A 23,209-nucleotide genomic window follows, 5' to 3' on the forward strand; every position below is an offset into this window, starting at 1 on the left:
ACTCCGCGACCCCGTGCTGCCCGACGATGGCGGACAGCGATAGGCTGGGCATCACTTCTCATGTTCATGCTGGCGAAGCGCCTCCTCCTCCTTGCTGCCATGCTCCTCCCGCTGGCCTGCTCGAGCGAAGCGAGCTCCAGCAGCGGGGGTGCACCGGGTCAGACCGGCGGCGGCGGAGCGAGCGGCGGTGCCGGGGACGGCGGCGGTGCCGGGTCCGGCGGCGAAGCGGGCGGCGGTGCCGGGTCCGGCGGCGAAGCGGGCGGCGGTGCCGGGTCCGGCGGTGACGCGGGGGACGACGCGCTCATCGTCCCGGAAGACCTCACCATCATGGCGGTCCCCGGCGGAAACGGCGTGCTCGACTTGATCGCGCTGACCCTTCGCAAAGGACCGACCAACACCGAGCTCTACGCCGCCTTGAGGAACAACGGCGATGCCCATGCCTGCAGCGCGGCCGTTTCCGTCGAGCTCTACGACAAGGCCCAGCAGTCCCTGGCAGCTGGGATCAACGGGTTGCTCACCCAGCATTTCTATCGACTCACGGACGGCTCGGGCGCCATCGCTGCGTGCGTGGGTCCAGGTGACGTGACCATGGCCGCGGTGCTGGACTTGCCCTCGGACATCGTGATCGAAGACGTGGGATACGTCCTCTACCGGTGCCCTTACTTCGCCCTCGACGTCGTTCCCATCGATGGCCTCGCCATCAGCCAGGTGATGGCCGTGAAGGGTGGCGCCGGCACGGCGTACACGGGCACGCTCCTCAACGGGTTCGACGTGGCGGTGAGCACTCCCTCCGCCACCGTCTTCTCGGTCAATCGCGTCGGGCGTCCGCTCGGCGTGGCGACCGCCCGCGGCGCCGCGCCAATTCCGCCGGGTGGCAGCTGGGCCTTCGAGACGAACATCGTGGACACGCCCGGACCTGTTCAAGCCGCATACCCGGCAGGCGCGTTTACAATGCAGTAGGGCATCCGATGAGTCGCGCGGCCGATCCCCGACACCAGGGCGTGTCGGCAAACCAACGTTGGCTTGTGCGCGCGATTTGCTGAAGCAGCGGGACGTGCGGGAGACCTCGAGCGGGGCACCCGGGCGGGTGCCCCAGATCGTCAGGCCCTGCTACTCCTGCGCGCCGTCAGCGATCCACTGCGTCATCGCTTCGATATAGTCGGCGGGTACGCACTTGGCGTCCCCATCGTTGATGCACTCGAGGGGCATCCGCGGCGTCGAGCCGCACGGCCCCTTCAGGACCTTGATGAGCGCGCTCTCTTGCGGATTGCTGGTATCGACGAGCGGGCCGCAATCTTCGGTGATGTGCGAGGTCAGCCGCGAGTGCAGCTCTCCGTCCACCTGCAAGTCCAGGCGGTTCATCTCGTCGTTATGGCAACCCGCCCCGAAGCAAGTGACGTTCTCGATGACGTACTTCACCGTCTCGAACGTCGGTTCGACGCCGCTGCCGCTGCCGGTCGAGCCGCCGGCGCCGCTGGTGCTCACGCTGCTCGAGCCAGTCACGCCCGAACCGCCGGTCCCGACCGCGCTCGAGGTCGATGCGCTGGCGCTCGTACTTGCGGCATCCGAGCCGCCGGCGCCGCCGCCGCCTCCGTCGCCTGGTTCGTCAGGGGTGTCGCTGCAGCCTGCGAGCGGGGACAGGATGGCGACGAATGCTGCCGCGATGAAGCTTGAGAGTCGAAGTTCCATGGTTCACGACGAGGATGGTGAGAGAGAAGGTTTAGCTCTCGCTCCCGTTGGATCAAAGCAAAAGGCTTCGAGCTTCGGATTGCAGAGGTGACGCGCGATCGGTGAATGGGACCGGTGAGGTCGAACTTTTCTGACCACGTCGCCCGCAGGCAAGAGCTGCGCGGGGCGAGGAACGCCCTCTTCAGCGGGTAGAATGATCAAATTTGGTCTGAAAATCAAGCGGTTCGTGGCGTTCATCCTCGCATACAGCCATGCTGTACACGTCGATTGATGCGCGTCGAGTTGCGCGGCGCGCGGCGCCGGCCGAGCGTGCTGTGCGGCGCAGACCGATGCCGACGTCTGCGGTGTGCTCGGTTGCTCGCCTGCGCAACCCTGCGAGGGCACTCCGACGCCCTGTTCCGAGATCGCTCTCGACCAACGCGGGCATTCAGAGGGCGTTATGACAGGCGGCCGGGCGGTCGCGTCCATCGAGGCTGGGAGAATACGATCATGGCAAAGCGCGTGAACCGAAGAGTGTTCCTCCGGGGGCTGGGCGGAGCTTGCGTCGCAGCGCCGTTCCTCGGCTCGATCAGCGACAGCTCCGTGAGGGCGCAGCCGGCCACGCCCCCGAAGCGGCTGATCGTGATGTACACGCACTATGGCTGCATCACGACGCGATTCTTCCCGAAGAAATCGCACGGCGCGCTCACCGCAGCGGACCTCCAGTCGACGACGCTCAAGCACCTGACGCCTTACGTCGACAAGCTCCTCATGCCCCGAGGCATCCGCGCGATGAACGAGTGGACGCCGAAGCTGGAGCGTGGGCAGGGCAACGATCGCCACTTGCAGGTGAACGGGTCGTACCTCACTTGCCACCCGGTCACTCCCAACAGCGACGATCCGTTCAGCTTCGAGACCGCGACGAAGTTCGAGGCCAGACCGACCGGTCCCTCGCTGGACCACGTCATCGCGCGACAGCTCAGCCCGGACGGCGAGCCCCTGCTCCTGCGCGTGGGAAACTTCCGCGAGGGCGCTCCCACGGCGATCTCGTACTCGGCGCCCGTGACCCAGTATCCGGGTCTGGGCGCGCCGGCGGAGATCCTGGCCAAGCTCACGGGCTTGTTCACGGACCCCCTCCCCTCTCCGGACACGTATCACGCCATCCGCGGCAAGAGCATCATCGACCTCGTGCGGCACGATCTCGACTCGCTCGCGCGCCTCGACATGAGCCGTGCGGACAGGAACAAGCTGGAGGCCTGGAAGGCGATGCTCGACGAGACCGTGACGACCGTCGCTTCCGGGCAGTGCAACACGGCCCTGGCCACGGCGCTCGGCGCGACGCAAGAAAACATCAACCTGGCGAGCACGACCTCGAGCGGCGACGACGTGCTGACGCGGCGAATCTCGGATAGTCTGGACGGAGCGGACCTCTATTCGAACCTCGCCGTGCTCGCGGCGGCGTGCAACGCGACCCCCGTCATCGTCCTGAAGTACCCCGCGAACTTCGTTTTCAAGGGGCTCGGCCTGGCGATGGAGAGCGCCGGTCTCTCGTATCGCCTGGGCAATGCGGGCATGCAGGGCACCTGCGTCACGGGCGTGATCGACATGCTCCTCAAGATCGACGACTACTATGCGAGGAAGTTCGCCCACCTCGTCGAGCAGCTGAACGGCATCGACGAGGGCGACGGCACGCTCCTCGACAACAGCGCGGCCGTCTGGTTCCAGGACGCGTCGGACGGCTGCGCCCGCAACCTCAACAACCTGCCCATCGTCCAGGTCGGCAGCGCCGGCGGCTATTTCAAGACCGGCTGCGCCGTGAACGTCGAGGACGGCTCACCCGATCTCACGGCCGGCAACAGCGAGATCGTGTGTGCCGACGGCGCTCCGAGCGAGGTCGACGCGACCACCCAGTCCACGGGGACCGATCCGTCGCTCGCCAACGCGCCGATCAACAAGTACTTTTGCAACCTGATGAACGCCCTCGGGGTCAGGGCAGGCGCGGATGGGTTCCCGGCGCCGGACGGCTCGGAGCCGGTGACCCACTTCGGCATGTACGACCGGACCGAAGACTTCATCGGTGGCGGGATCACCCCCCCCACCATTCACGATCCAGGCGAGTTCGACGCGCTCAAGGCGAGCTCCTGAGCGCGCCGCAGAGACGGGATCAGCGGGAGACGAGGTCCCTCATCCAGGGCACGTCGTCGGGCGTCGCACTCTGGATCTCGCCCGCCCACTCCTGGTCGGTCATGCGCTCGAAATCCCCGGTGATCTCCTCGAAGTACGACGACGCGAGCCCCACGAACGCGCGCGCCGCGCCGCCGCAGGGATCGGCCGTCACGACCATGAGCCGCGGCAGGCCGGTGCCCACGTGGAGCACGCGACCGACCGGCGCGCCGCCCGCGTCCGTCGGCTGGGTGTGCACGTCGGCGATCGTCGGATCCTGCGTCACGCTCGTCAGCGCGTCGTAGAAGAGCTGCGCGTACCACCCGGTGGCGCCCCACGGATCGCCGCAACCCCGCTGGACCTTGACGGCCTGGTTGATGAAATCGAGGTGTTCCGGCGTGAGGGGCAGGCCGGCGCGCTGGTTCGCGGCCATCTCGCCGAGCGTCCGCGCGACGTCGCGGAGCTGCGAGAAGTACGTCGACAGGTGCTGCTCGAGCTGCGGCTCGAACGACGGCGGTCTCGACAGATCGAGCGTGCTGACGACCTCGCCGCCGTGCTCGGCCAGCTCGGCGATGCGCGCGAAGAACGCCGGGTAAGGGTCGACGTAGGCGTCCGGGAACTCGCACGTGGTGCCGCCCGTGTACGACTGCTTGGCATAGAGCAGCGCATCGTGGCGGAGCTCGGCCCAGGAGGCGAGCTGGGTGTTCAGCAGGCGCCGGCCCCACGCCTCGGTCTTGACCACGCCGGGCAGCTCCTCGCCGTCGCCGAGCGCCCGCGCCGGCGACAGCTCCCGCAGCGCGCCGAGCCAGCGGTTGTAGAGGTTCTTCTCCCAGAAGTCCTCGGGGTGCGCGTCGACGAGCACGCGCATCATGTGCAGGTCGGGCGCGTAGTCGAACTGCCCGAGCTCCGGACCGAGCATCTGGCCCGCCTGATCGTTGCCGAACGCCGCGAAGGCCACGTCGAGCGGGCTCGGCATCATGCGCTTGACGGCGCCGCCCTTCACCCGGTCATAAACCACGTTCGAGAAGACGTGCGAGTCGACCACATACCGCTGGCCGAGCAGCGCGAAGCTCGACGAGAGGGGCATCGTGCCCCTGTCGAGCCCGTTGATCATGAGGTGGCTCGCGATCCGCTGCGTGCCGTGCCCCTCCTTCACGATGACCTCGGCGATCCGCGCGTCCGGGACGCCGGCGAGGCCCGCGGCGTCGCTGAGGCCGAGGTCCTCGAGCAGCTCGTCGAGCTCCGGCAGGGTCATGGTGTCGCTCTCGCCGACGAATGCCTGGATCGCGTCGTCAATGCGCTTGTAGCGGGCGAGGGTGTCCGCGCCGGCCAGGGCGCGCAGCACGTACGCGCCCTCGAGCTGCCGCCGCTGGAAGCGCTGGGTGCCGTCCGACTGGGTCTCGAGGAAGCGGAAATCCACGCGGCCCAGCCACGTCATGCTGCGGAAGTACCGAGCGAGGTCCGGCAGCAGGGCGTCGACGTAGTGGCCCCGGGGCTCGAACTGCGAGAAGTCCACGAGCCGGTCGGAGCCGAAGAGGCGCACCGGGAATATGCCCTGGTGGGCCTCGCCGCGCGCGACGAGCTCGTCGATCGTCGCGGCGCTGGCGCCCGCGACGGGAGCGACCGGCGCGCCCTCGAGCAGCGCGAGCGCGACGGCCGTGAAGAGGTCCGCGTCCGCGCGCGCCTCGGCGCCGAACTCGCCTCCGGCGCCCTCGGCGAGCCGCGCGCGCATCTCCTTCAGCATCTTCCCGAGATCGGGCGCGAACGAGGCGTACTCGAGGGTCTTCAGGATCGCGTCGTACGAGCGGTGGACCGCGTACAGGATCGAGTCCGCGGACACGTAGAGCGGCAGATCGAGCGCGTAGATGCTCTCGTAGCCGTAGACGAATGTCGGGAAGGACTGCTTGCTCGAGATGACGAAGCCGTTCTCGGACAGCTTCGCGAGCTCATCCCCGTCGAGGGCGAGCGAGGTGCTCTGGAGGAGCGCGAGGCCCTCGGCGTCCGCCGGCGCGTAGGACAGGCCCGACGCGAGGGAGACGGGATACTTCGCGGCGAAGTCCTCGGCGGTCATGCTCGCCGAGGCGTCCCGCTCGGCGAGCAGCGCGGCGAGCTCCGCTTGCTGCTCGGGCCCGAGCGGCGGCTGATCCGTCGGTTGCTCGGGCGGCTGATCTGTCGGCGGCTCGGGCGGCTGCTCCGGCGGCTGATCTGTCGGCGGCTCGGGCGGCTGATCCGGTGGGCGCTGGGCGCCGTCGACGCCGGGCATGGGCTGGCTCACCTCGCCCGAGCAGCCGGCGGCGAGGGCGACCAGGATCGGTACGACGTGGAACCGAAGGAGCATGTTGCGCATCGTTTTTCCCTTTCCAGGGTGCGCCCACGGCACGACGGCCCCGCCGTTAGCAAACGGTCGGCAAGTGGTTAGCAAAGAAGGTGCCGCGGGCGAGGGATGCGGGGCCGTCCTCCTGCAACAGGATACCACAGCCCTGCTCCGGCCTCTGGCCACAATGCAGGATGTCAGGCACGCTCGTTTTTTGCGAGCTCACGCGACGCGGCCGTGATGCTCGAGTCCCTCGGGCCCCCGACACACCTGTTACTCCCACGGCGCCATGCCCGGTCCTAAAGTTCTCACGACCAAGAGCCAGCGCGTCGTATCGAGAACGGCACGAACGACGATAGGCCCCCGAGGGAGAGAAGAGCGATGACGACACACATAGACGGGCATCTGGTTCCGCCGCCACGACGAATACGGCCAGCGCTGAGCGGGCCACCGGGGTCGCCCTGCGCATGGGACCAACGGGCTCAGCCGCACGCCGGTCGCCCGGCGTCTGCGCTGGTGTGCTCCTTGCTGGGAGCCCCGGCTCCCGACTGGAGGCCATCGCATGACCGATCGAAAAGACCCCGCGAAGTCATCGTCCAAAGAGCCAGCGCCGAACGAGAAGGGCGCGGGCAGCGCGAAGCAGTCCATGGGCGGCCCGTCGGCGAAGCCGCGGGCCGCGCGGCCGAAACGCAGCCTCCTCGAGCGCGCGGCGACCGCGCTCGGCAGCGGGACGAGCAGCGACGACGAAGGGGTGCGCAATCTCGCGACCGCCGACCGCCTCGACGCGAAGATCGACGCCACCGAGGCGCTCGTCGCGGCGATCCCTGAAAATGTGAACAAACCCGCCGAGTACGCGCTACGCGGCAAATTGTCACAGCCGCCGCAAGGTGCCACGGCGACGCCCGAGAACCTCGACGCGACCGCGAGCACGATCACCGAGAGCAACGAGTCAGAAAAGAACGGCGCCAAGGCGGCGCCTGGCAAGAACCTGAATCAGGGGCCGCTGCTGAAGCACCGCGCCGACTCGCTCGGCCGGGCGCTGACCACGAATCAGGGCGTGCCCGTCGGGGACAACCAGAACTCGCTGCGCGCGGGGCTGCGCGGCCCGACGCTGCTCGAAGACTTCATCCTGCGCGAGAAGATCACGCACTTCGACCACGAGCGCATCCCCGAGCGCGTGGTGCACGCGCGCGGCTCGGGCGCGCACGGCTACTTCGAGTGTACCGAGGACATCACCTCGCTCACCAAGGCCGCGCCGTTCGCGAAGGTCGGCAAGCGGACACCGGTGTTCGTGCGCTTCTCGACCGTGGCGGGGGAGCGCGGCAGCGCCGACACGGTGCGCGACACGCGCGGCTTCGCCGTGAAGTTCTACACCGACGAGGGCAACTGGGACCTCGTCGGCAACAACATGCCCGTCTTCTTCATCCAGGATCCGATGAAGTTCCCCGACGTGGTGCACGCCGTGAAGCCCGAGCCGCACCACCAGATGCCGCAGGCCTCGAGCGCGCACGACACCTTCTGGGACTTCATCTCGCTCATGCCCGAGTCGATGCACCACATCATGTGGCAGATGAGCGACCGGGCGATCCCGCGCAGCTTCCGCACGATGCAGGGCTTCGGGGTGCACACCTTCCGGCTCGTCAACGAGGCCGGCCAGGCGACGCTCGTGAAGTTCCACTGGACTCCCGTGCTCGGCACGCACTCGCTCGACTGGGACGAGGCGGTGAAGCTCTCGGGCGCCGACCCCGACTTCCACCGCCGCGACCTCTGGGAGGCCATCGAGGGCGGCGCGTTCCCCGAGTACCTCTTGCAGATCCAGACGTTCACCGAGGAAGAGGCCGAGAAGTGGAGCTTCGACGTGCTCGATGCGACCAAGATCGTGCCGGAGGAGCTCGTGCCCCTGCGGACAGTCGGCCGGCTCGTCCTGAACCGCAACCCCGACAACTTCTTCGCCGAGACCGAGCAGGTCGCGTTCTGCACGCAGCACATCGTCCCTGGCATCGACTTCACGAATGACCCGCTGCTGCAGGGGCGCAACTTCTCGTACCTCGACACGCAGCTCACGCGCCTCGGCGGGCCGAACTTCCACGAGATCCCGATCAACGCGCCCGTCGCCGAGATACACAACAACCAGCGCGACGGGTTCCACCGCCAGACGATCAACCGCGGTCGCGTGAACTACGAGCCCAACTCGCTCGCCGGCGGCTGCCCCTTCCAGGCCGGCGCGCGCGGCTTCACCTCGGTCGCCGAGCGGCTGCTGGCGCAACAGGCCACGACCGAGCCGACCAAGCTGCGCGGCAAGCCCGAGAAGTTCGCCGACCATTACACGCAGGCGCGCCTCTTCTGGGCGAGCCAGACGCCGATCGAGCGCGAGCACATCGCGCGCGCGTTCCGCTTCGAGCTGACGCGCGTGCAGACGCAGGCCATCCGCGAGCGCATGGTCGCGATGGTGCGGAACGTCGACGAGGGGCTGGCCGCGCGCGTCGCGGCCGATCTCGGCATGCAGCTCCCCGAGCCGCTCTCGGTCGTGGCGCCGCCCGTCAAGGCCCCCGAGGTCGCCGTGTCGGGGGCCCTGTCGCTGTTCGCCCGGCCCGGCGACGGCCGCATCCTCGGCCGCCGCGTCGCCATCCTCCTCGCCAACGGCGTGAGCGGCGCGGCGGCGGGCGCCCTCTACGACGCGCTGCTGACGGCGGGCGCGGTGCCCCGCTACGTCGGTGAGCGCCTCGGCGTGGTGCGCACCGCCGAGGGCGACGAGCTGCCGGTCGAGGTCACGTTCGAGACCGCCCCGAGCGTCCTCTTCGACGCGGCGGCGCTGCCGACCGGCGCGGGCGCGGCGGCGCTGGCGCGCGACGGGCTCGCGGTCGAGTTCGTCCAGCTCCAGTACCGCCACTGCAAGCCCCTGCTCGTGCCGACGTCGGCCGCGTCGCTCGCCGCGGCCGCGGGCGTGAAGGCCGCCGCCGCCGGCGCGGACGACGACCCGGGCCTGCTCGTCCTGCCCGACGACGCGGTGGCCGCGTCGGCCGCGGCGTTCGTCAAGGCGATCGCCCTGCACCGCGCCTGGCAACGCCAGACCGAGCCGCCTGCGGTCTGACCCGGTCCGCCCGGCGCGCCGCCAGGCCAGCCGGGCGGCGCGCCGGGCGGCGCGCCAGGCCCTCGCGGCCGGGTCGAACATGACCATCACCTGTCGACCGAGAGCAGGTCCCGCAGTCGGGGCTTGACGTCTCCGGACCGTTTGGATTCCTTGGGCGAGAGCCCCTCGCAGCCAAAGGATTCCACCGTGTCGGTCAAGGACCATCTCTCCATCTCGCCCGAGGTCAGGAAAGCGCTCGCCGGCGGACGTCCGGTGGTGGCGCTGGAATCGACCATCATCACGCACGGCATGCCGTATCCGCAGAACCTCGAGATGGCGCAGCGCGTGGAGGCGACAGTCCGCCGGAACGGGGCCGTGCCGGCGACGATCGCGATCATGGACGGCGAGCTCAAGGTCGGCGTGAAGGCGAAAGATCTCGAGCGGCTGGCCAGGGGGGGCGGCAAGGCGGCGAAGGCCTCGCGGCGCGACGTGGCGGCGCTCCTGGTCTCGGGGGCGATGGCCGGAACGACGGTGGCGACCACGATGATGGCGGCGGCCTGGGCCGGTATCCGGGTGTTCGCCACGGGCGGCATCGGCGGCGTGCATCGCGGGGCGGAGACGACCTTCGACATCTCCGCTGACCTCGAGGAGCTGAGTCGAACGCAGGTGGCGGTGGTCTGCGCGGGGGCCAAATCGATCCTCGACATTCCAAAGACGCTGGAGACGCTGGAGACGAACGGCGTGCCGGTCCTGGGCTACAGGACCGAGGATTTCCCGGCCTTCTGGGCGCGGCAGAGCGGGCAGAAGGTGGACCACAGGATCGAGAGCGCCAAGGAAGCGGCCAGGGTCATCGCGCTGCAGTTCGAGCTCGGCATGGGCGGGGTCCTGGTGGCCAATCCGATCCCAGAGAGCCACGCCGTGGACCCGAGGGCGATGGAGGCGTGGATCGAGGAGGCGATCAAGGGCGCCGACGCAGAGGGCGTGAGCCGCAAGGCGCTGACGCCGTTCCTCTTGAAGCGCATCGTCGAGCTCACCAGGGGCGAGAGCCTCCTCGCCAACATCGCTCTGGTCGAGAACAACGCGGCGGTGGCGGCGGAGATCGCGGTGGCGATGAGCAAATTGGCGAGTAGCAAGCTCGGGTCCAGGAAGGCGAAGCTGAAGGCCAAGGCATGAGCGAGGCCGGCCGCGTGCTCGTGGTGGGCGACGTGATGACGGACGTGATCGTCCGCCCCGAGGGGCCGCTGGTGCGCGGCTCGGACCGGCGCGCCAGGATCCAGAGCCGGCCGGGAGGCTCGGGGGCGAACCAGGCGGTGTGGCTTGGCTCGATGGGAACGAAGGTGTCGTTCGTCGCCCGGGTAGGGGCTGGAGACAAGCCGCGCCTGGAGGCCTATTTCAAGGGCTTCCAGGTCGACCCGATCCTCGTGGCCGACCCGCAGGAGCCGTCGGGCGTGCTGGTCATCCTCGTCGACGCCGACGGGGAGCGGAGCTTCCTCACCGACCGGGGGGCGAACCTCATGCTCGAGCCTTCGGACATGCCGGTATGGCTCCTGGACGAGACGCGGCTGGTGCTCGTCTCGGGTTATTCGCTGTTCGCCGGAGGGCCTCGGCGGGCAGCGCTGTGGCTCGCCGGAGAGGCGCGGAGCCGCGGCGTCCCGGTCGCCATCGACGCCGCGTCGGCGGGCTTCCTGCGGGAGGTGGGGGTCGGGACGTTCCTCGAGTGGACGAGAGGGATGTCGACGCTGCTCGCCAATGCCGACGAGGCGGAGGCGCTCTCGGGCACCGGTGACCTCGACGAGCAGATGGTCGCGCTGGGGGGCTGTTTCGAGCGGGTGATCGTCAAGCGCGGCGCCCGGGGCGCGGCGGTCGGCGGACGGCATGGCGTGCGCCTCGACGAGCCGGCGCCGCGGGTGGAGGTGGTGGACACGACCGGGGCCGGCGACGCGTTCGCGGCCGGGTTCATCGCCGCGGAGCTCGAGGGCGCGGGCGAGGCGGAGTGCCTGCGGCGCGGGATCGAGGCGGGATCGAGGGCGGTGACGCAGCTGGGCGGGCAGCCGGAGTAGACAGCACGCTGGGCCGTTGGCCCCCGGCGCCGGCCGACGGCGCCTGTGAGGGGCGATGAGCCCGTGCGCGTGAAGGGCCGTGTGAGAGCAGAAGGTCCGCAGGCCCTACCACGGTCCCCGAAGCTCGATGGCGCCCGCGACCACCCGCCACGTCACGAGATGTCTCTGGTTGTGTTCTGTCGTTCACCGATCGCGTGAGCGGCTGTTCTGGCCCTCGTGACCGTCTCTTGCGCTCTTGACAGGTCGAACCGGCGTGTGGTCCGCTCGTAGCAAACGGATCATGCGCAGCAAGCAGAGCAGGCTGCTCGTGGGGCTCGTGTCTCTTCTCTCGACATCGTGCGACACCTTCGTGGATCGCGCCCCCGTGTCCGTCACATGGCACGCCTTCGGAGAGTGATCTCGCCACAAGCCCGGTTCTCGCGCGGGGGTATCGCGCGGGGCCGGACGACCCACGGAAGAGGAGGTCTCATGACGAGGATTGGACGACGTTGGGTGGCAGCCTTCGGGTTTGCGCTGATGACGGCGGCGTGCGCACCGGACGACACCTCGGACAGCGGCGGGAGCGCCTCACGCGTCGTACGGAGGCCAGCGGTCGAGAACGAGTTCACTCCGGTGGAGCTCGAGGCGACGATCGACGCCCTCGTCGCCGAGATCAACGAGGAGCCGGGCGAGCCGATGCAGGCAGCGGTGCTGCTGAAGGCCGTCACCGGCTTCTTTGCGCCGATGGCCAAGGGCGCGATGCGCGCCATGGGGGAGCTCGACGTCACCGGCAACGTGCTCGGGTCCCTCGAGCCGACGGGCGATCAGCAGAGAGACATGGAGATCCAGAATCAGCAGATCGAACAGGTGTTGCTGGATGGCGTCGAAGCGATCGGCATCACGCCGTTCGGCGACGTCAACGCGGCCGCCATCGACGCCGCCGTCGCGCAGGGGGTCCACGTGGTGACGCTCGACAACGACCTTGCGGCGTCGAGGCGCGCGCTCCACGTCGGGACCCTCGGCAGGGCTGCCGGAGCGACGGCAGGGGAGACCCTGCTCGCCATGCTGCCGCCGGCGCCGGGCACCGTGGTGATCCACGGCAACGCCGACCCGACGTGGCTCGACGGGACGGATCGAACGCAGGGCGCCCGGGAGGTGCTCGAGGCAGCCGGTTACGAGATCGTGGTGCGTCAGGCCACCTGGGGCGACGGGAGCGAGGCCGAGGACGTCGAGGGGATGAAGGAGCAGATCGAGGCCGCGGACCCGCCCGCCGTGGGGTTGCTCGGCCTGTTCGACATCGCGTTTCGGTGCGTGATGGCCGCGGAGGCCGCGGGCAAGCCTGACCTCCCCGTCGTCGCCTTCGACTTCCATCCGAGTACGGTCGACTACATGCGCGAGGGGCGCATCAAGGCCACGCACATCCAGCGGCAGTACTACCAGGGCTATCTCGTGCCCTACATCCTCTACGGCATCAAGAACCTCGGTCTCGACGCGACCAGGGGGGTCCTCGCGCCGCGGATGATCGACGACAGCCGGTTCAACCTTGGCCTCGACGTGGTCACGGCGGACAAGATCGACGCCTACAACGACTTCCTCGACATCATCGACGCAAGGCAGTAGCGGAGGCCCGCGGATACGGCTAGCTCCAGCCCATGAGCCTCACCAACGTCCTGCGGGACCTCGCCGCGCTGTGCAACGAGAAGATGCGCGAGGTCAACGCCCGCGCCGGAGACGCCCACGGCGTGAACCTCACCCAGCTCCGCGCGCTCGCGAAGCAGCTGAAGGCTGACCACGCCCTGGCCGGCGAGCTGTGGCGCACCGGGGACCCAGACGCCCGCCTCCTGGCGACGCTCGTGTTCAAGCCGAAGGCCTTGTCGGCGGACGAGCTGGACGCGATGGTCCGGGAGATCGGCTATCCCAAGCTGCTCGACTGGTTCATCGTCAACGTGGTGAAGGCGTCGCGCCACGTCGAGGAGCTGCGTGTGCGCTGGAAGGACTCCGCGAGCGACCTGGTCGGACGCGCTGGCTGGAGCCTGACGACGGACCGCGTCGTGAAGAGCCCTGCCGGCCTCGATCTCCCCGCGCTGCTCGACCAGATCGAGGCGGAGATGAAGACGGCGCCGGGCCCGAAGCAGTGGTCGATGAACCACTGCCTCGCCGAGATCGGCATCCGCAACCCCGGGTTGCGCGCCCGCGCAATGGCCATCGGCGAGCGGCTCGAGGTGCTCAAGGACTATCCGGCATCGCCGGGCTGCACGCCGCCGTTCGCGCCGGTCTGGATCGCGGAGATGGTGCGGCGGCAGAAGGCCGAGAAGACGCGGGGCCGGTGAGTGAGCCGGCTCGCATAGCGTTTGCCAGTGGCGAGGGGGTACAGGCTGTCGGTGATGTGTCGCACCGGCCCGCGCGCGGGCTGGCGGCTGATGGCGCAGGCGCTCTGGGAGGAGCTGCCTCGCCGCGGCTGCGACGCCAAGCTGCTACCTGACACGCCGGGGCCTTGCGGTGGCCACCCCGCGGGGAGGACAATCGGGGTGATGATGACCTCCTCCGCGTCGGTGAAGGTCGAGCTGCGGGAGCGGACGGACGCATACGTGGTGGCGACCTGGCGGCGGATCATGCTGCTCGTCTGGCACGGGCAGGCCACCGTCGCCGGCGTCGAGCGCTCCCGGGCGCTCTTCCAGCCCTGGGCGGCGCGCCAGCCGGGAGGGGCAGCGTTCCTGGTCGTGGTCCCCCGCCAGCGCACCGGGCCGCCCGACGAGGCGACCCGGGCGGCGATGCAGCGCGCGGCGAGCGCTACCGGGGGGTACCTCAAGGGCATGGCCACGCTCGTCGAGGCCGAGGGGTTCATCGCCGCCTCGGTCCGCGCCCTCATGATGCGGCTGCAGGCCCGCGGGACGCAGGGGCCCGCGCCGAACATCTTCCGGACGCCGGCCGAGGTCGCGGCCTGGGCGGCGGCGGTGCTGCAGGACCGGGAGGTCACGCCAGAGCAGCTGGCGGAGGCGATCCGCGCAGCGCGCGAGGGCTGAGCGGGCCGGAACGCTGCCTCCATCCTTTCGTAGGTCACACGGCCAAAGAGGAGGGCATCGGCCTGCGCGATGTTTCTGTTCGGTGTCCTAACGCATGTGCTCGATGTCCTGCGGCATGACCACCCAGCCGTGCATTCGCTCTTCATAGACCGAGTACGTTGGACCGGGGAAGTCCGGATCTGCAAAGGCTCCCACCGGTATGGCGATCATGTCCTCGTGCCCGGCCATGGCGTAATAGACGGTGGCGCCACACTCAGGACAGAACGTGAAGGTGCTCTTTGTTCCTTCGTCTCCGACTCGAACGAAGTCCTTACCGCTACCCTTTATCTTCACGCTTTCTCGCCTGAACCTGGCTTGGGCGCCGAAGACACTTCCGGTTCTTCGTTGGCAGGCCAGGCAGTGACAGACGGACACGCGAACCGGCTCGCCTTCGACTTCGGCCGACAATTTGCCGCAACTGCAGCTTGCAAGGCGATTTCTCATCGTGGTGCTCGGGTAGGTTGCGTCGCCTGAATTTGACATGAGGGGCGGACGCGAGTGAGCGAAGCCCGCTTGTGGACGTCCCCTCGACGAAAGGGTCAGGCCTCGGGTTCGTGGCAAACCACTTCGATGTTGTGCCCGTCCGGACCGATGACGAAAGCTGCATAGTAGCTCGCGTGGTAGTGCGGACGCAGACCGGGCGCACCGTTGTCTTTGCCACCCGCCTCCAGAGCCGCGCGATAGAAAGCTTCGACTTGCCGGCGATTCTCGGCCATGAACGCCAGGTGAAGGTGCGCCGGCTTCTCCTCGGTCTGGTAGATGCACAATGAAGACTTGCCCCCTGGGCTGAGCTCGACGCCGTACGTCGGTGGCCCCTCCGAGACGACAGCTATGCCGAGCGGTTCGAGCGCCTTGAGGAAGAACGCTTTGCTCGCCGCATAGTCGCTGGCTCCGAACTTGACGTGGTCAAACATGATTTCTCCTGAAGTGTGTGGGCCTGCGCGAGGCCTGACGACCAGGCGATGAGCGGCGGGCGAAGCTCGTCCACCTTCATCGCCGTGCTAGGCGCCTCTCCCGGCGGCGACGATGACGGCGTAGTCATGCGCGCTCTTCGATACCGCTTCGTTCGGATGCACGCACACGAGGCCGCGCCAGCCGGCGGGGGGCTGGTCGTCGATGAGGATGTTGGGCTTGGGCAGGAAACCCATGAAGCAGCGCTCGACGCCAAGCTCGCGCGCGGAGTTTTCGGCGTACTCGGCGCCACCCGTGCTCCAGCAATACAGCGCTACTCCCTGTTCATGAAGCTGGCGGACGTGCTCGACGACCGCTGACATCGGGATCCGCTTCGAACCGAAGGAGCGGACGAGCGTATCGTCGACGTCTACGTAAGCCACGAGCTGCTTCGCGTTCATGACAACCTTCCGTCCAACCCGGTGACGCAGACCATGGTCAAGGCATCTCCGTACAATGGTCAGAACATGCGTGATTTCGCCTGACTATCCGTCGATTGGTCAACCGAAGCCGCCGGACCAGGTCTGTCCAGATCATCGCCTTTGGTGACGTGCCGCCACGGAAAATCTCACGGATCGGCTCTGCGCCGCAAGGCCCAAGCGCTGTCCAGCGCCACGGGGTATATCCGTCCAACACCGGCGGCGGTCGCCGCCTCTCCGAGCCGGGACCGGCCGCGACATCAACGGCGTGCTGGGCGCGCACGGCGATGAGGTGCTCGCGGAGCGGGGGGAACCAGGCGGAGCGGCAGCCCGCCGGTCCTCCTGTACAAGCCCCGGCGCCTCCTGCGCGGCCCGTCGGCCCTCCTGCGCGGCCCGTCGGCCTTCCTGCGCAGCCCGTCGGCCCTCCTGCGCGGCCCGTCGGCCTTCCTGCGCGGCCCGTCGGCCCTCCTGCACGGTCCCGCTGGTGTCCTGCGCTACACTCGTCCCTGTCCTGCGCGGCCCCGCGCTCTTCCTGCGCACCCCTGTTGTTGTCCTTCGTCACCATCGTCCGGCTCCTGCGCAGCCCCGGTGATCGGGAGGTCTGATGAAATCAAACGCTAGAACATGCTTTGCTTTGCTCTTCCTGTCCCTGTCAGCCCTGTTCGCGTGCGGCTGCTCGGATGACGACGTCGTCGTCGGACGGTGCGAGGAGGTCGCGGCTTGCGGCGGCGATCCGACCGGCTCGTGGACGATCGACGGTGAGTGCTTCGATCAGTCGGCCTACGGGAGTCCCGTCGAGGGCTGCGACGCGCAGTACGACGTGAGCGACCTCGAGCTGAGCGGAACCGCCGAGTTCCGGGTCGACGGTACCTACGTCATGACCCGCACCACGAGTGGATCGATGACGACAATCTACCCGCCGCAATGTCGGCTTACTTGCGAAGAGCTGGACGCCGCGCTGAATCAAGACGATCCCGAGCACAAGTGGGGAAGGTGCGCCGTCGTGGGTGAGAATTGCGTGTGCGACATGACCGCGCGAAGCGAGAGCACGACGACCGAGACTGGCACCTGGGCGGTCTCCGGTGACATCTTGACGCTCACGCTCGACTTCCGGGAGCCGTGGGGCAAGGCGTTCTGCATCCAGGGCTCCTCGATGACGATCGGCCGGTCGCCAACGACGATGACGAGCCACATGCGGCTCACGAGGAGATGACGCGCGGAGCGCGCAGGGGCCATACCTCCTCATGCCCCGCCGGAGGCGCGCTGCACCCCGCCGCCGGCGCGCTGCACCCCGCCGCCGGCTCGCTGCGCCCCTGCGCATCCCGCCGCCAAGCCCTCCCGCCGTCGACGACCCAACCGCCGCCCTCGCCGATGCCCGTCAGCCCGAGCCCGCCCCCTGACGTCCGCTTGCGAAGACCTGATTCCGCTATGCCGGATGCCCCCTTGCTGCGCCAGCAACGGGCGCGTGCTGCGCGTGTGCTGCTGGAGCAGCAAAGGGGCGACGAGGCGGCCGCCCTGGGCCTGCTCCGGCTCGGGAGCGCGATTTGCAGGGCGCCCGCGCGGCAGCACCACCCGATTCGGCGCGGCGGACGAACGCGCCGATCGACCGGCCGCTCGCCTCGGTTCGCGTGATGACCTCTTCGCCGCCTCTCCCCCAGCGTTACCTTCTCGGCTTCATGGTGCTCGGCATGCTCGCGGGCACGAGCAACGGCGTGGCCAAGGTGGTCCTGCCGCTGTATGCCGCCTCGCTCCACGCCTCCCCCTGGCAGATCGGCCTGGTCGGAGGCCTGCAGTTCACCGGCATGCTGCTGCTCTCGATGCCGGTCGGAGGCTTGATCGACCGCCACGGCAGCCGGCCGCTGTTCCGCTTCGGCGGCCTCGCGGGCGCGGCGCTGTACCTGCTCGGCTTCACCCAAATGGACCGGCCCTGGCAGCTCATCGCGGGCGTCGTCCTCTTCGGGCTGCTCAACCCGTTTCGCATGGTCGCGACCCAGACCGAGTTCCTTCACCTGCTCCCTCGCATCGGCCCGCGCAAGGCAGGCTGGCAGCGCGCGTCCCACTCGCTCGGCATGTTCTTCGTGGGCCCGATGCTCGGCGCGCAGCTCCTCGGCCTGCTCGGCTACACCGGCGTGTTCGTGGTGATCGGGCTCGGGCTGCTGGCGACGGTCTTCGTCGGCGATCGCGTGCTCTCCGGGGCTCCCCCCGGCCGCGGACGCTCGGCCACGCCGCTCGTCGACCGGCCGGGGGCCTGATCGGCGCGGTGGCGGGCGGCTCGCTCGGGCAGCGCTTCGGCCTGCTCAGCGGCTTTCGCGTGCTCGCGGCGCTCTATGCGGTGCTGGTGGTGTGGCACGGGCGCGGCGTCCTGACCGAGCACGACCAGCCCGTCGCGCTCGCCGAGGGCGAGCCGGAGTGACCGCCCCCGCGGACCGCTCGAGGAGGCGCGATGGCGGCGCCTAGGCCAGCTCGCGCAAGAACGACAGGACCACCTCTCCCAGGCGCTCGGGTTGTTGAAATGGAAGGCCGTGCCCGGCGCCCTGTACCTGTGCGATCCGTACGCGTGGGTTGAGACTCCGCAGCTCGGTCGCCATCTCGAGCGTGACGACGGGGCTGCTGTCACCGAGGACGAGCAGGCTCGGGACGTCGATCGCGCTCACCACGTCGCGGTACTCGGGGTTGGGCGGCGTGAGGACGTCGAACGCGGCCAGCCGGGTCTTCAGCCTCGCCTCGGCTTGAAGCTCGACGAGCTCGGGCGAGCGACGCGGGTCCCGGGCTCGGGCCTGCGCGACGAGGTCAGACTTCTGCAAGCCGAGGGCGTGGCGGTGTTGATCGGCGACGTCGCTGTCGCGCACCTCGCGCTGGCGCTCGGGGCTCAAGAACGTGGGGTCGACCAGGACGAGGCCGCGGATCACCCCCGCCCCTCGACTCGCCACCACGGCGGCGGTCATGCCGCCCATCGAGTGGCCGAGCAGAACCGGACGAGGAAGCGCCAGGCCCTGGATGAGGCCCACGACGTCGCTCGCGTGATCGTCGTACCGGTACCCGTGGTGCGGCGCGCTCGAACCGCCGTGCCCCCTGGCGTCGGGCATGACGACGTCGAATTCACCTTCGAGCGCCCGCGCCAGGGGAGTCCAGCAGGCGCCGCTCCCCATCAATCCATGGAGCAGGACGACGGGAGGCCTGGCGCCTCCAGTCCGGAGGTAGTGGATGTCGATGCCGTTCGCTTCGCAGACGCCACTGTTCCAGATCGTCATGAGACTTTCCCTGCCTGCCGCGGCTTCGCGCGTGTGATGGCGCGTTGAGGCAGGCGGCCGACGACTCCGCCTGCGCTCGGATCAGCTCGGGCTCTGTGACGCGATGAGCGATCGCAGCCAATCGTCCGAGGCCTTGCGGTACTCGGGGATGCGGCTCCGCTCGGCCGCGGCGAGCGCCTCCTTCAGCCGAGGCGCGTCGAGGTCGTGGATGTAGGCGGGGGAACCCGGCTGATGGCGCCACGAGTCCTCGAGGCCGCCCGCGTCGACCGGATCGAAGCCGAGCTCGTCGACCAGGCGCATGACCTTCGCCCGCGCTTCCGCCGGATCCCCCGAGATCGGGAGCGCGACGCGCCCCGGCGTTCCCTTCGGCTTGCCCTTCGCGAGCAGGCTCTCGAAGTAGATGTTGTTGAACGCCTTGACCACCGGCCGCCCGATGTGCTCGGCGACCCACGCGCTCTCGACCTGCCCCGCCTCGATGGCCGGGATGCTGCCGTCGCGGACCGGGTAGTAGTTGTTGGTGTCGATCACGACCACGTCGGCGGGCACGCCGGCGAAGAGATCCTTCGGCAGGTCCACGACCGCGCGCTGGGGGATCGTGACGACCACGATCTCGCCGCCGCGCGCGGCCTCCGCGGCCGTGACGGGGGTGGCCCCGGTCTCGGCGGCAACCTCGCGGAGCGTGTCCGGCCCGCGCGAGTTCGCGATCACGACCTGGTGACCGAGCTTCCCGAGCAGCTTCGCCAGCGACCCGCCGATCAAGCCGGCGCCGATGATTCCGATCTTCATTCGTCACTCCTTCGAGCCGAGCCGCCCGCGATCGAGCGCGGACGTCGGCGGTCCAGGTGCATCGTCTGACGCAGACGGGCGATCGCTCGCGCCGTTCACGTCGGGATGGGCTGTACCACGACGCGCCGCCGTCGGCCCGCGCAGGACGACGCTGCCCCAGGACGAGCTTGCCCGCGGGGGCCCCCCCGGGGCGTCTCGCGCCGCTCCGCCCGCGCAACGCCTGAGTCGAGCCGTGCCGCGAAGCAGCGTCGGCTCGAACGATCCGTCGGCTATCACTCCATGGGTTGGCGGATGATGGTCTTCCACTTGGCTGGATCGGCGCGACGTACGTCGCTCAGGTACACCTCGTGGTGCTTTCCTGCAAGCGCCGAGCGCGCGCCGATAAAATCATGGACTCGCTGGATGGTCGGTCCTTCTTCATTGAAGGGGCCAATGTGAAGTATCTGAGCACATGATCCTTCGGTGAAGTTCTCCAGCCTGAGCGAGCCTACCGCGGGGAGCGCCTTCTTTCGCCTCACTTCCACCATGGCCGCCTGGATCACCGCCTCCTCCACGAAATGAGGCTGCATGATCATCATCGTCCATTTCCACCTTGACCTGTCGTTGGAGGTGAAGACGGACATGTCATCCGACCACCAGAGGCCTTCGAGAGGCATGACCGCATAGTCGATTCCTTGCGCCCCCTTCTTCACCATGAACTTCGTCGTGTAGGAAACGGAGAACAGCGCTTCCACTGCCTCGGCATACTCCCGCGACGTGTTGGGGTCGCCCTCGCCATCGATCATGAGAAACTGAAATGTCGGCACTTCGACCTGGACCACCTCCTTCGCCGATGCCTGGTAGAGATGCTTGAGTTCCCTCTTGAGATCAACCTTCGACACGAATGCACCTGATGATAGATAACGCCAGATTTCAGCTGCGCAGCGGCCCACGCGGAACTGTGGACAGAGTACGACGCATGGGCCGCCGCGTCAGCCGCGACGATTCGTCAAGGGCGCAGGCGGACGAGGGCCGTGGTGCCGGTTCGTCGGGTACGCGCTGCGATCTACGTTCATCGTCTCTTCGACGGCGCCGGATCGAGCTCCGGATAGCGCCGGAAGATGCCGTCTTCGTTGAAGGGTATCCGCCGATCCGAGGCCAGGTAGGCCGCGAGCCGCGGGCGCTCGGCCACGCGGTCGTGCAGCGCGACGAGCCCAGGGATCCTGGGCGCGAACGCGGCCATGGCGCGCGGGAACGCGTAGCGGAGGCCCTCGATCACCTGGAACAACGAGAGATCCACGTAGGACATCGCGCCTCCCAGGAGGTGACGGCCGCCGTGGCGCTCGAGGACGCGCTCGAAATAGCCAAGGAACTTGGGCATGCGCTCGGCGAGGAAGGCCTCGCTGCGGCGGAGGGCCTCGGGCTTCTGGTCCTCGTAATAGAGCCCGACGGAGATGGGGTGATGCGTGTCGTGCACCTCGGCGACCAGATCGGTGATGGTGAGCTGGAGCTGATGGGCGCCGAGCCTGCTCGCCTCGTCGTCCGGCGCGAGGCCGAGGCGCGGACCGAGGTAGAAGAGGATGTTGGCCACCTGCGCGATCACGAGATCGCCGGAGCGGAGGAACGGCGGCGCGAAGGGCTCGAGCGCGAGCGCGTGGCTCTTCATGAGCTTCTGCATGGCGGCGACGCCGCCGTGCTTCGCCGCGGGCAAGCGGGCGACATCGACATAAGAAGCACCGGCGTCCTCGAGCGCGAGGCGCACGAATTCGCCGCGGCCCTGAATGCCCGGCCAGTAATACAGCTCGTACGTTGGCGCGTTCATGACGGATCACTCGCGCCGGCGAGGGCCGCGGTCAATGGGCGCGAGGCCGAGCGGTCCGCCGGGGCCCGCGCGGGCACGCGAGCCGGTGCATCCTGCGTCGCATCGCCGGAGGCGAGAGCCATGGCCGCTGCGGGCCATGGCCGCTGCGGATCGAGTAGCCTTGTCGATGGAGGTGCAGAAGATGACGGACCCCAGGCTCGACCCGTCGACGTTCGGCGCGTCTTTTCAGGCGTTCCTCGAGCAGATGACAGCGCAGGCGCCCGCGAAGGAGCCGGAGATACGGAGACGCCTTCGCGAGCACCTGGGCGGTGATCCGGCGCAGATGCCGGTCGTGTCCGAGCAGTTTGCGAAGTACGAGCACCCCAACCTGCACCTCGCTCTCGAGGCCTACCTCGGTCAGCCGGGGCGCGAGGCCGAGCTCTTCGGGATCGCCTCGCCGCACGAGATGCTCACGGCGAGGCTCGCGCAGCTCGCCGCGCCGCGGAGCGCGAGGCCGGGAGCAGGGATCGACGTCGGGCCCGTCGAGTACGTCAACCTGCCGCTCGATCAGGCCCGGGTGATCGCCTGCGTCCGCAGCGGCGTGCACCTCGTCCGGCGTGGCGAGCAGCGCCTGGTGGTGTACGTGAACGGGTCAGCGGGGTGGCGCGAGAACCTGATGCTGGAGGTGATGGCCGCGGAGCGCGCGGAAGCGGAGGCGGTGCTCGCCGAGCTGCGGAACACCATGCGGGCGCAGAGCATCTACCGGGGCCGCGTCATCTCCCTCGAGCAGCCGCAGCAAGGCACCATCGACGTGCGGTTTCATCACCTGCCGGCCATCGGCAAGGATCAGATCATCCTGCCGCAAGGTCTCCTCGAGCGCATCGAGCGCCAGGCCGTCCGCTTCGCCGAGCTCCGCGGCGAGCTCAGGGCGATGGGCCGCCACCTCAAGCGCGGCATGCTGCTGCATGGACCTCCAGGCACGGGCAAGACGCTCACGGCGATGTACCTCGCTGGGCAGATGCCGGATCGGACGGTGATCCTGCTGACCGGGCGGGCCATGGGGCTCATCGAGCAGTCGTGCGCGCTCGCGCGGCTGCTCGAGCCGGCGACGGTGATCCTCGAGGACGTCGATCTCGTCGCGGAGGAGCGCACCCGGCAGTGCGCGGGGAGCAACGCGGTGCTCTTCGAGCTGCTGAACCAGATGGACGGGCTCTCCGACGACGCCGACATCCTCTTCATCCTGACGACCAACCGGCCCGACATCCTCGAGCCGGCGCTGGCGGCGCGGCCGGGGCGCATCGATCAGGCGCTCGAGGTGCCGCTGCCCGACGAGGACTGCCGTCGCCGCCTCCTCGAGCTCTACGGCCAAGGGCTCGAGCTGCGCCTCTCGCAGCCCGACGCCTTCGTGGCGAGGACGAAGGGCGTGAGCGCAGCCTTCCTCCGCGAGCTCGTGCGCAAGGCCGCGCTCTTCGCCGCCGACGAGGGAGCCGGGCGCGTCGTCGGGGATCGGCACATCGACACCGCGCTGCGCGAGCTCGCGGTCGAAGGCGGCAAGCTCACCCAGAGCCTGCTCGGGGCCAGCGCCATATCGGCGTGAGCCGCCCGACGCCGGCCGGCGAGCACACCGGGCGCCGGCGCGTCGAGCCTAGGCCGGAACCATTCAAGATCATTGATCTTACGCCGAGCGCTCCCTGCCCCAGGGAAGT

At 69.0% G+C, this 23,209-nt stretch carries 21 protein-coding genes; 12 read left to right on the forward strand and 9 right to left on the reverse strand.

The window, feature by feature from the left end:
- Nucleotides 1-60: 60 nt before the first annotated feature.
- The gene (locus WME85_RS32660; protein WP_437827016.1) at nt 61-960 is read left to right on the forward strand and encodes a hypothetical protein; all 900 of its coding nucleotides are present in this window, start codon (nt 61-63) and stop codon (nt 958-960) included.
- A 150-nt stretch (nt 961-1,110) separates the two neighbouring features.
- On the opposite strand, the gene WME85_RS32665 is transcribed toward WME85_RS32660, so the two are convergent.
- Nucleotides 1,111-1,485, reverse strand: a complete 375-nt coding sequence (locus tag WME85_RS32665) for a hypothetical protein (RefSeq protein WP_437827017.1) — start codon at nt 1,483-1,485, stop codon at nt 1,111-1,113.
- A gap of 693 nt (nt 1,486-2,178) precedes the next feature.
- On the opposite strand from WME85_RS32665, the gene WME85_RS32670 reads away from it, so the two are divergent.
- Nucleotides 2,179-3,813: a DUF1552 domain-containing protein gene (locus WME85_RS32670; RefSeq protein ID WP_437827018.1), complete on the forward strand. Its 1,635-nt coding sequence runs from the start codon at nt 2,179-2,181 to the stop codon at nt 3,811-3,813.
- Between the two features lie 19 nt (nt 3,814-3,832).
- Here WME85_RS32670 and WME85_RS32675 read toward each other — a convergent pair whose 3' ends face one another.
- Nucleotides 3,833-6,169, reverse strand: coding sequence for a DUF3160 domain-containing protein (locus WME85_RS32675; RefSeq protein WP_437827019.1), 2,337 nt, complete (start codon nt 6,167-6,169; stop codon nt 3,833-3,835).
- Nucleotides 6,170-6,707: 538 nt separating this feature from the next.
- Here WME85_RS32675 and WME85_RS32680 point away from each other — a divergent pair.
- The 6 genes from WME85_RS32680 to WME85_RS32705 all read left to right on the forward strand — a co-directional run bounded on the left by WME85_RS32680 (nt 6,708) and on the right by WME85_RS32705 (nt 14,277).
- Nucleotides 6,708-9,236 carry a catalase gene (locus WME85_RS32680; RefSeq protein ID WP_437827020.1) on the forward strand — a complete coding sequence of 843 codons (2,529 nt, stop codon included), beginning with the start codon at nt 6,708-6,710 and terminating at the stop codon, nt 9,234-9,236.
- A 186-nt stretch (nt 9,237-9,422) separates the two neighbouring features.
- Complete coding sequence (locus WME85_RS32685; protein WP_437827021.1) at nt 9,423-10,388, forward strand: pseudouridine-5'-phosphate glycosidase; 966 nt, start codon at nt 9,423-9,425, stop codon at nt 10,386-10,388.
- Entirely contained in the window at nt 10,385-11,275 is an 891-nt protein-coding gene (locus tag WME85_RS32690) for a carbohydrate kinase family protein (protein WP_437827022.1), read from the forward strand. The genes WME85_RS32685 and WME85_RS32690 overlap by 4 nt, the downstream gene beginning before the upstream one ends.
- Before the next feature lie 468 nt (nt 11,276-11,743).
- Nucleotides 11,744-12,874 (forward strand): sugar ABC transporter substrate-binding protein, encoded by a 1,131-nt coding sequence (locus WME85_RS32695; RefSeq protein WP_437827023.1) that lies wholly within the window; start codon nt 11,744-11,746, stop codon nt 12,872-12,874.
- Nucleotides 12,875-12,906: 32 nt separating this feature from the next.
- A complete protein-coding gene (locus tag WME85_RS32700) occupies nt 12,907-13,584 on the forward strand; it encodes a DNA alkylation repair protein (protein WP_437827024.1) in 678 nt (225 codons plus the stop codon).
- 201 nt (nt 13,585-13,785) lie between these two features.
- On the forward strand, nt 13,786-14,277 hold the full coding sequence (locus WME85_RS32705) for a hypothetical protein (protein WP_437827025.1): 492 nt from the start codon (nt 13,786-13,788) through the stop codon (nt 14,275-14,277).
- A gap of 87 nt (nt 14,278-14,364) precedes the next feature.
- On the opposite strand, the gene WME85_RS32710 is transcribed toward WME85_RS32705, so the two are convergent.
- From WME85_RS32710 to WME85_RS32720, 3 genes are all read right to left on the reverse strand, one after another.
- Nucleotides 14,365-14,760 carry a GFA family protein gene (locus WME85_RS32710; protein WP_437827026.1) on the reverse strand — a complete coding sequence of 132 codons (396 nt, stop codon included), beginning with the start codon at nt 14,758-14,760 and terminating at the stop codon, nt 14,365-14,367.
- A gap of 95 nt (nt 14,761-14,855) precedes the next feature.
- Nucleotides 14,856-15,230 (reverse strand): VOC family protein, encoded by a 375-nt coding sequence (locus WME85_RS32715; protein WP_437827027.1) that lies wholly within the window; start codon nt 15,228-15,230, stop codon nt 14,856-14,858.
- An 87-nt stretch (nt 15,231-15,317) separates the two neighbouring features.
- A complete protein-coding gene (locus WME85_RS32720) occupies nt 15,318-15,668 on the reverse strand; it encodes a DUF705 domain-containing protein (protein WP_437827028.1) in 351 nt (116 codons plus the stop codon).
- Between the two features lie 652 nt (nt 15,669-16,320).
- Between WME85_RS32720 and WME85_RS32725 the strand changes: the two genes are divergently transcribed.
- The 3 genes from WME85_RS32725 to WME85_RS32735 all read left to right on the forward strand — a co-directional run bounded on the left by WME85_RS32725 (nt 16,321) and on the right by WME85_RS32735 (nt 18,099).
- Complete coding sequence (locus WME85_RS32725) at nt 16,321-16,899, forward strand: hypothetical protein (protein WP_437827029.1); 579 nt, start codon at nt 16,321-16,323, stop codon at nt 16,897-16,899.
- A gap of 418 nt (nt 16,900-17,317) precedes the next feature.
- Complete coding sequence (locus WME85_RS32730; protein WP_437827030.1) at nt 17,318-17,938, forward strand: MFS transporter; 621 nt, start codon at nt 17,318-17,320, stop codon at nt 17,936-17,938.
- 8 nt (nt 17,939-17,946) lie between these two features.
- Nucleotides 17,947-18,099, forward strand: a complete 153-nt coding sequence (locus WME85_RS32735; protein WP_437827031.1) for a hypothetical protein — start codon at nt 17,947-17,949, stop codon at nt 18,097-18,099.
- Between the two features lie 40 nt (nt 18,100-18,139).
- On the opposite strand, the gene WME85_RS32740 is transcribed toward WME85_RS32735, so the two are convergent.
- The 4 genes from WME85_RS32740 to WME85_RS32755 form a co-directional block, all read right to left on the reverse strand.
- Nucleotides 18,140-18,937 (reverse strand): alpha/beta fold hydrolase, encoded by a 798-nt coding sequence (locus WME85_RS32740; protein ID WP_437827032.1) that lies wholly within the window; start codon nt 18,935-18,937, stop codon nt 18,140-18,142.
- Nucleotides 18,938-19,018: 81 nt separating this feature from the next.
- On the reverse strand, nt 19,019-19,723 hold the full coding sequence (locus WME85_RS32745) for an NADPH-dependent F420 reductase (RefSeq protein ID WP_437827033.1): 705 nt from the start codon (nt 19,721-19,723) through the stop codon (nt 19,019-19,021).
- A gap of 272 nt (nt 19,724-19,995) precedes the next feature.
- Nucleotides 19,996-20,604, reverse strand: coding sequence for a GyrI-like domain-containing protein (locus WME85_RS32750; protein ID WP_437827034.1), 609 nt, complete (start codon nt 20,602-20,604; stop codon nt 19,996-19,998).
- Nucleotides 20,605-20,774: 170 nt separating this feature from the next.
- Nucleotides 20,775-21,524: a glutathione S-transferase gene (locus WME85_RS32755; protein WP_437827035.1), complete on the reverse strand. Its 750-nt coding sequence runs from the start codon at nt 21,522-21,524 to the stop codon at nt 20,775-20,777.
- A gap of 181 nt (nt 21,525-21,705) precedes the next feature.
- On the opposite strand from WME85_RS32755, the gene WME85_RS32760 reads away from it, so the two are divergent.
- On the forward strand, nt 21,706-23,100 hold the full coding sequence (locus tag WME85_RS32760) for an AAA family ATPase (RefSeq protein ID WP_437827036.1): 1,395 nt from the start codon (nt 21,706-21,708) through the stop codon (nt 23,098-23,100).
- Nucleotides 23,101-23,209: the final 109 nt, after the last annotated feature.

This window comes from Sorangium sp. So ce1153 (genome assembly GCF_051521595.1).
GTDB lineage: Bacteria > Myxococcota_A > Polyangia > Polyangiales > Polyangiaceae > Sorangium.

What these genes read in the sequence shown, in the direction of transcription:
- WME85_RS32660 (WP_437827016.1), top strand. Translation starts at nt 61, where the DNA reads ATGTTCATGCTGGCGAAGCGCCTCCTCCTCCTTGCTGCCATGCTCCTC.
- WME85_RS32670 (WP_437827018.1), top strand. Translation starts at nt 2,179, where the DNA reads ATGGCAAAGCGCGTGAACCGAAGAGTGTTCCTCCGGGGGCTGGGCGGA.
- WME85_RS32675 (WP_437827019.1), bottom strand. Translation starts at nt 6,169, where the DNA reads ATGCTCCTTCGGTTCCACGTCGTACCGATCCTGGTCGCCCTCGCCGCC.
- WME85_RS32680 (WP_437827020.1), top strand. Translation starts at nt 6,708, where the DNA reads ATGACCGATCGAAAAGACCCCGCGAAGTCATCGTCCAAAGAGCCAGCG.
- WME85_RS32690 (WP_437827022.1), top strand. Translation starts at nt 10,385, where the DNA reads ATGAGCGAGGCCGGCCGCGTGCTCGTGGTGGGCGACGTGATGACGGAC.
- WME85_RS32695 (WP_437827023.1), top strand. Translation starts at nt 11,744, where the DNA reads ATGACGAGGATTGGACGACGTTGGGTGGCAGCCTTCGGGTTTGCGCTG.
- WME85_RS32700 (WP_437827024.1), top strand. Translation starts at nt 12,907, where the DNA reads ATGAGCCTCACCAACGTCCTGCGGGACCTCGCCGCGCTGTGCAACGAG.
- WME85_RS32705 (WP_437827025.1), top strand. Translation starts at nt 13,786, where the DNA reads ATGATGACCTCCTCCGCGTCGGTGAAGGTCGAGCTGCGGGAGCGGACG.
- WME85_RS32710 (WP_437827026.1), bottom strand. Translation starts at nt 14,760, where the DNA reads ATGAGAAATCGCCTTGCAAGCTGCAGTTGCGGCAAATTGTCGGCCGAA.
- WME85_RS32715 (WP_437827027.1), bottom strand. Translation starts at nt 15,230, where the DNA reads ATGTTTGACCACGTCAAGTTCGGAGCCAGCGACTATGCGGCGAGCAAA.
- WME85_RS32720 (WP_437827028.1), bottom strand. Translation starts at nt 15,668, where the DNA reads ATGAACGCGAAGCAGCTCGTGGCTTACGTAGACGTCGACGATACGCTC.
- WME85_RS32730 (WP_437827030.1), top strand. Translation starts at nt 17,318, where the DNA reads ATGACCTCTTCGCCGCCTCTCCCCCAGCGTTACCTTCTCGGCTTCATG.
- WME85_RS32740 (WP_437827032.1), bottom strand. Translation starts at nt 18,937, where the DNA reads ATGACGATCTGGAACAGTGGCGTCTGCGAAGCGAACGGCATCGACATC.
- WME85_RS32745 (WP_437827033.1), bottom strand. Translation starts at nt 19,723, where the DNA reads ATGAAGATCGGAATCATCGGCGCCGGCTTGATCGGCGGGTCGCTGGCG.
- WME85_RS32755 (WP_437827035.1), bottom strand. Translation starts at nt 21,524, where the DNA reads ATGAACGCGCCAACGTACGAGCTGTATTACTGGCCGGGCATTCAGGGC.
- WME85_RS32760 (WP_437827036.1), top strand. Translation starts at nt 21,706, where the DNA reads ATGACGGACCCCAGGCTCGACCCGTCGACGTTCGGCGCGTCTTTTCAG.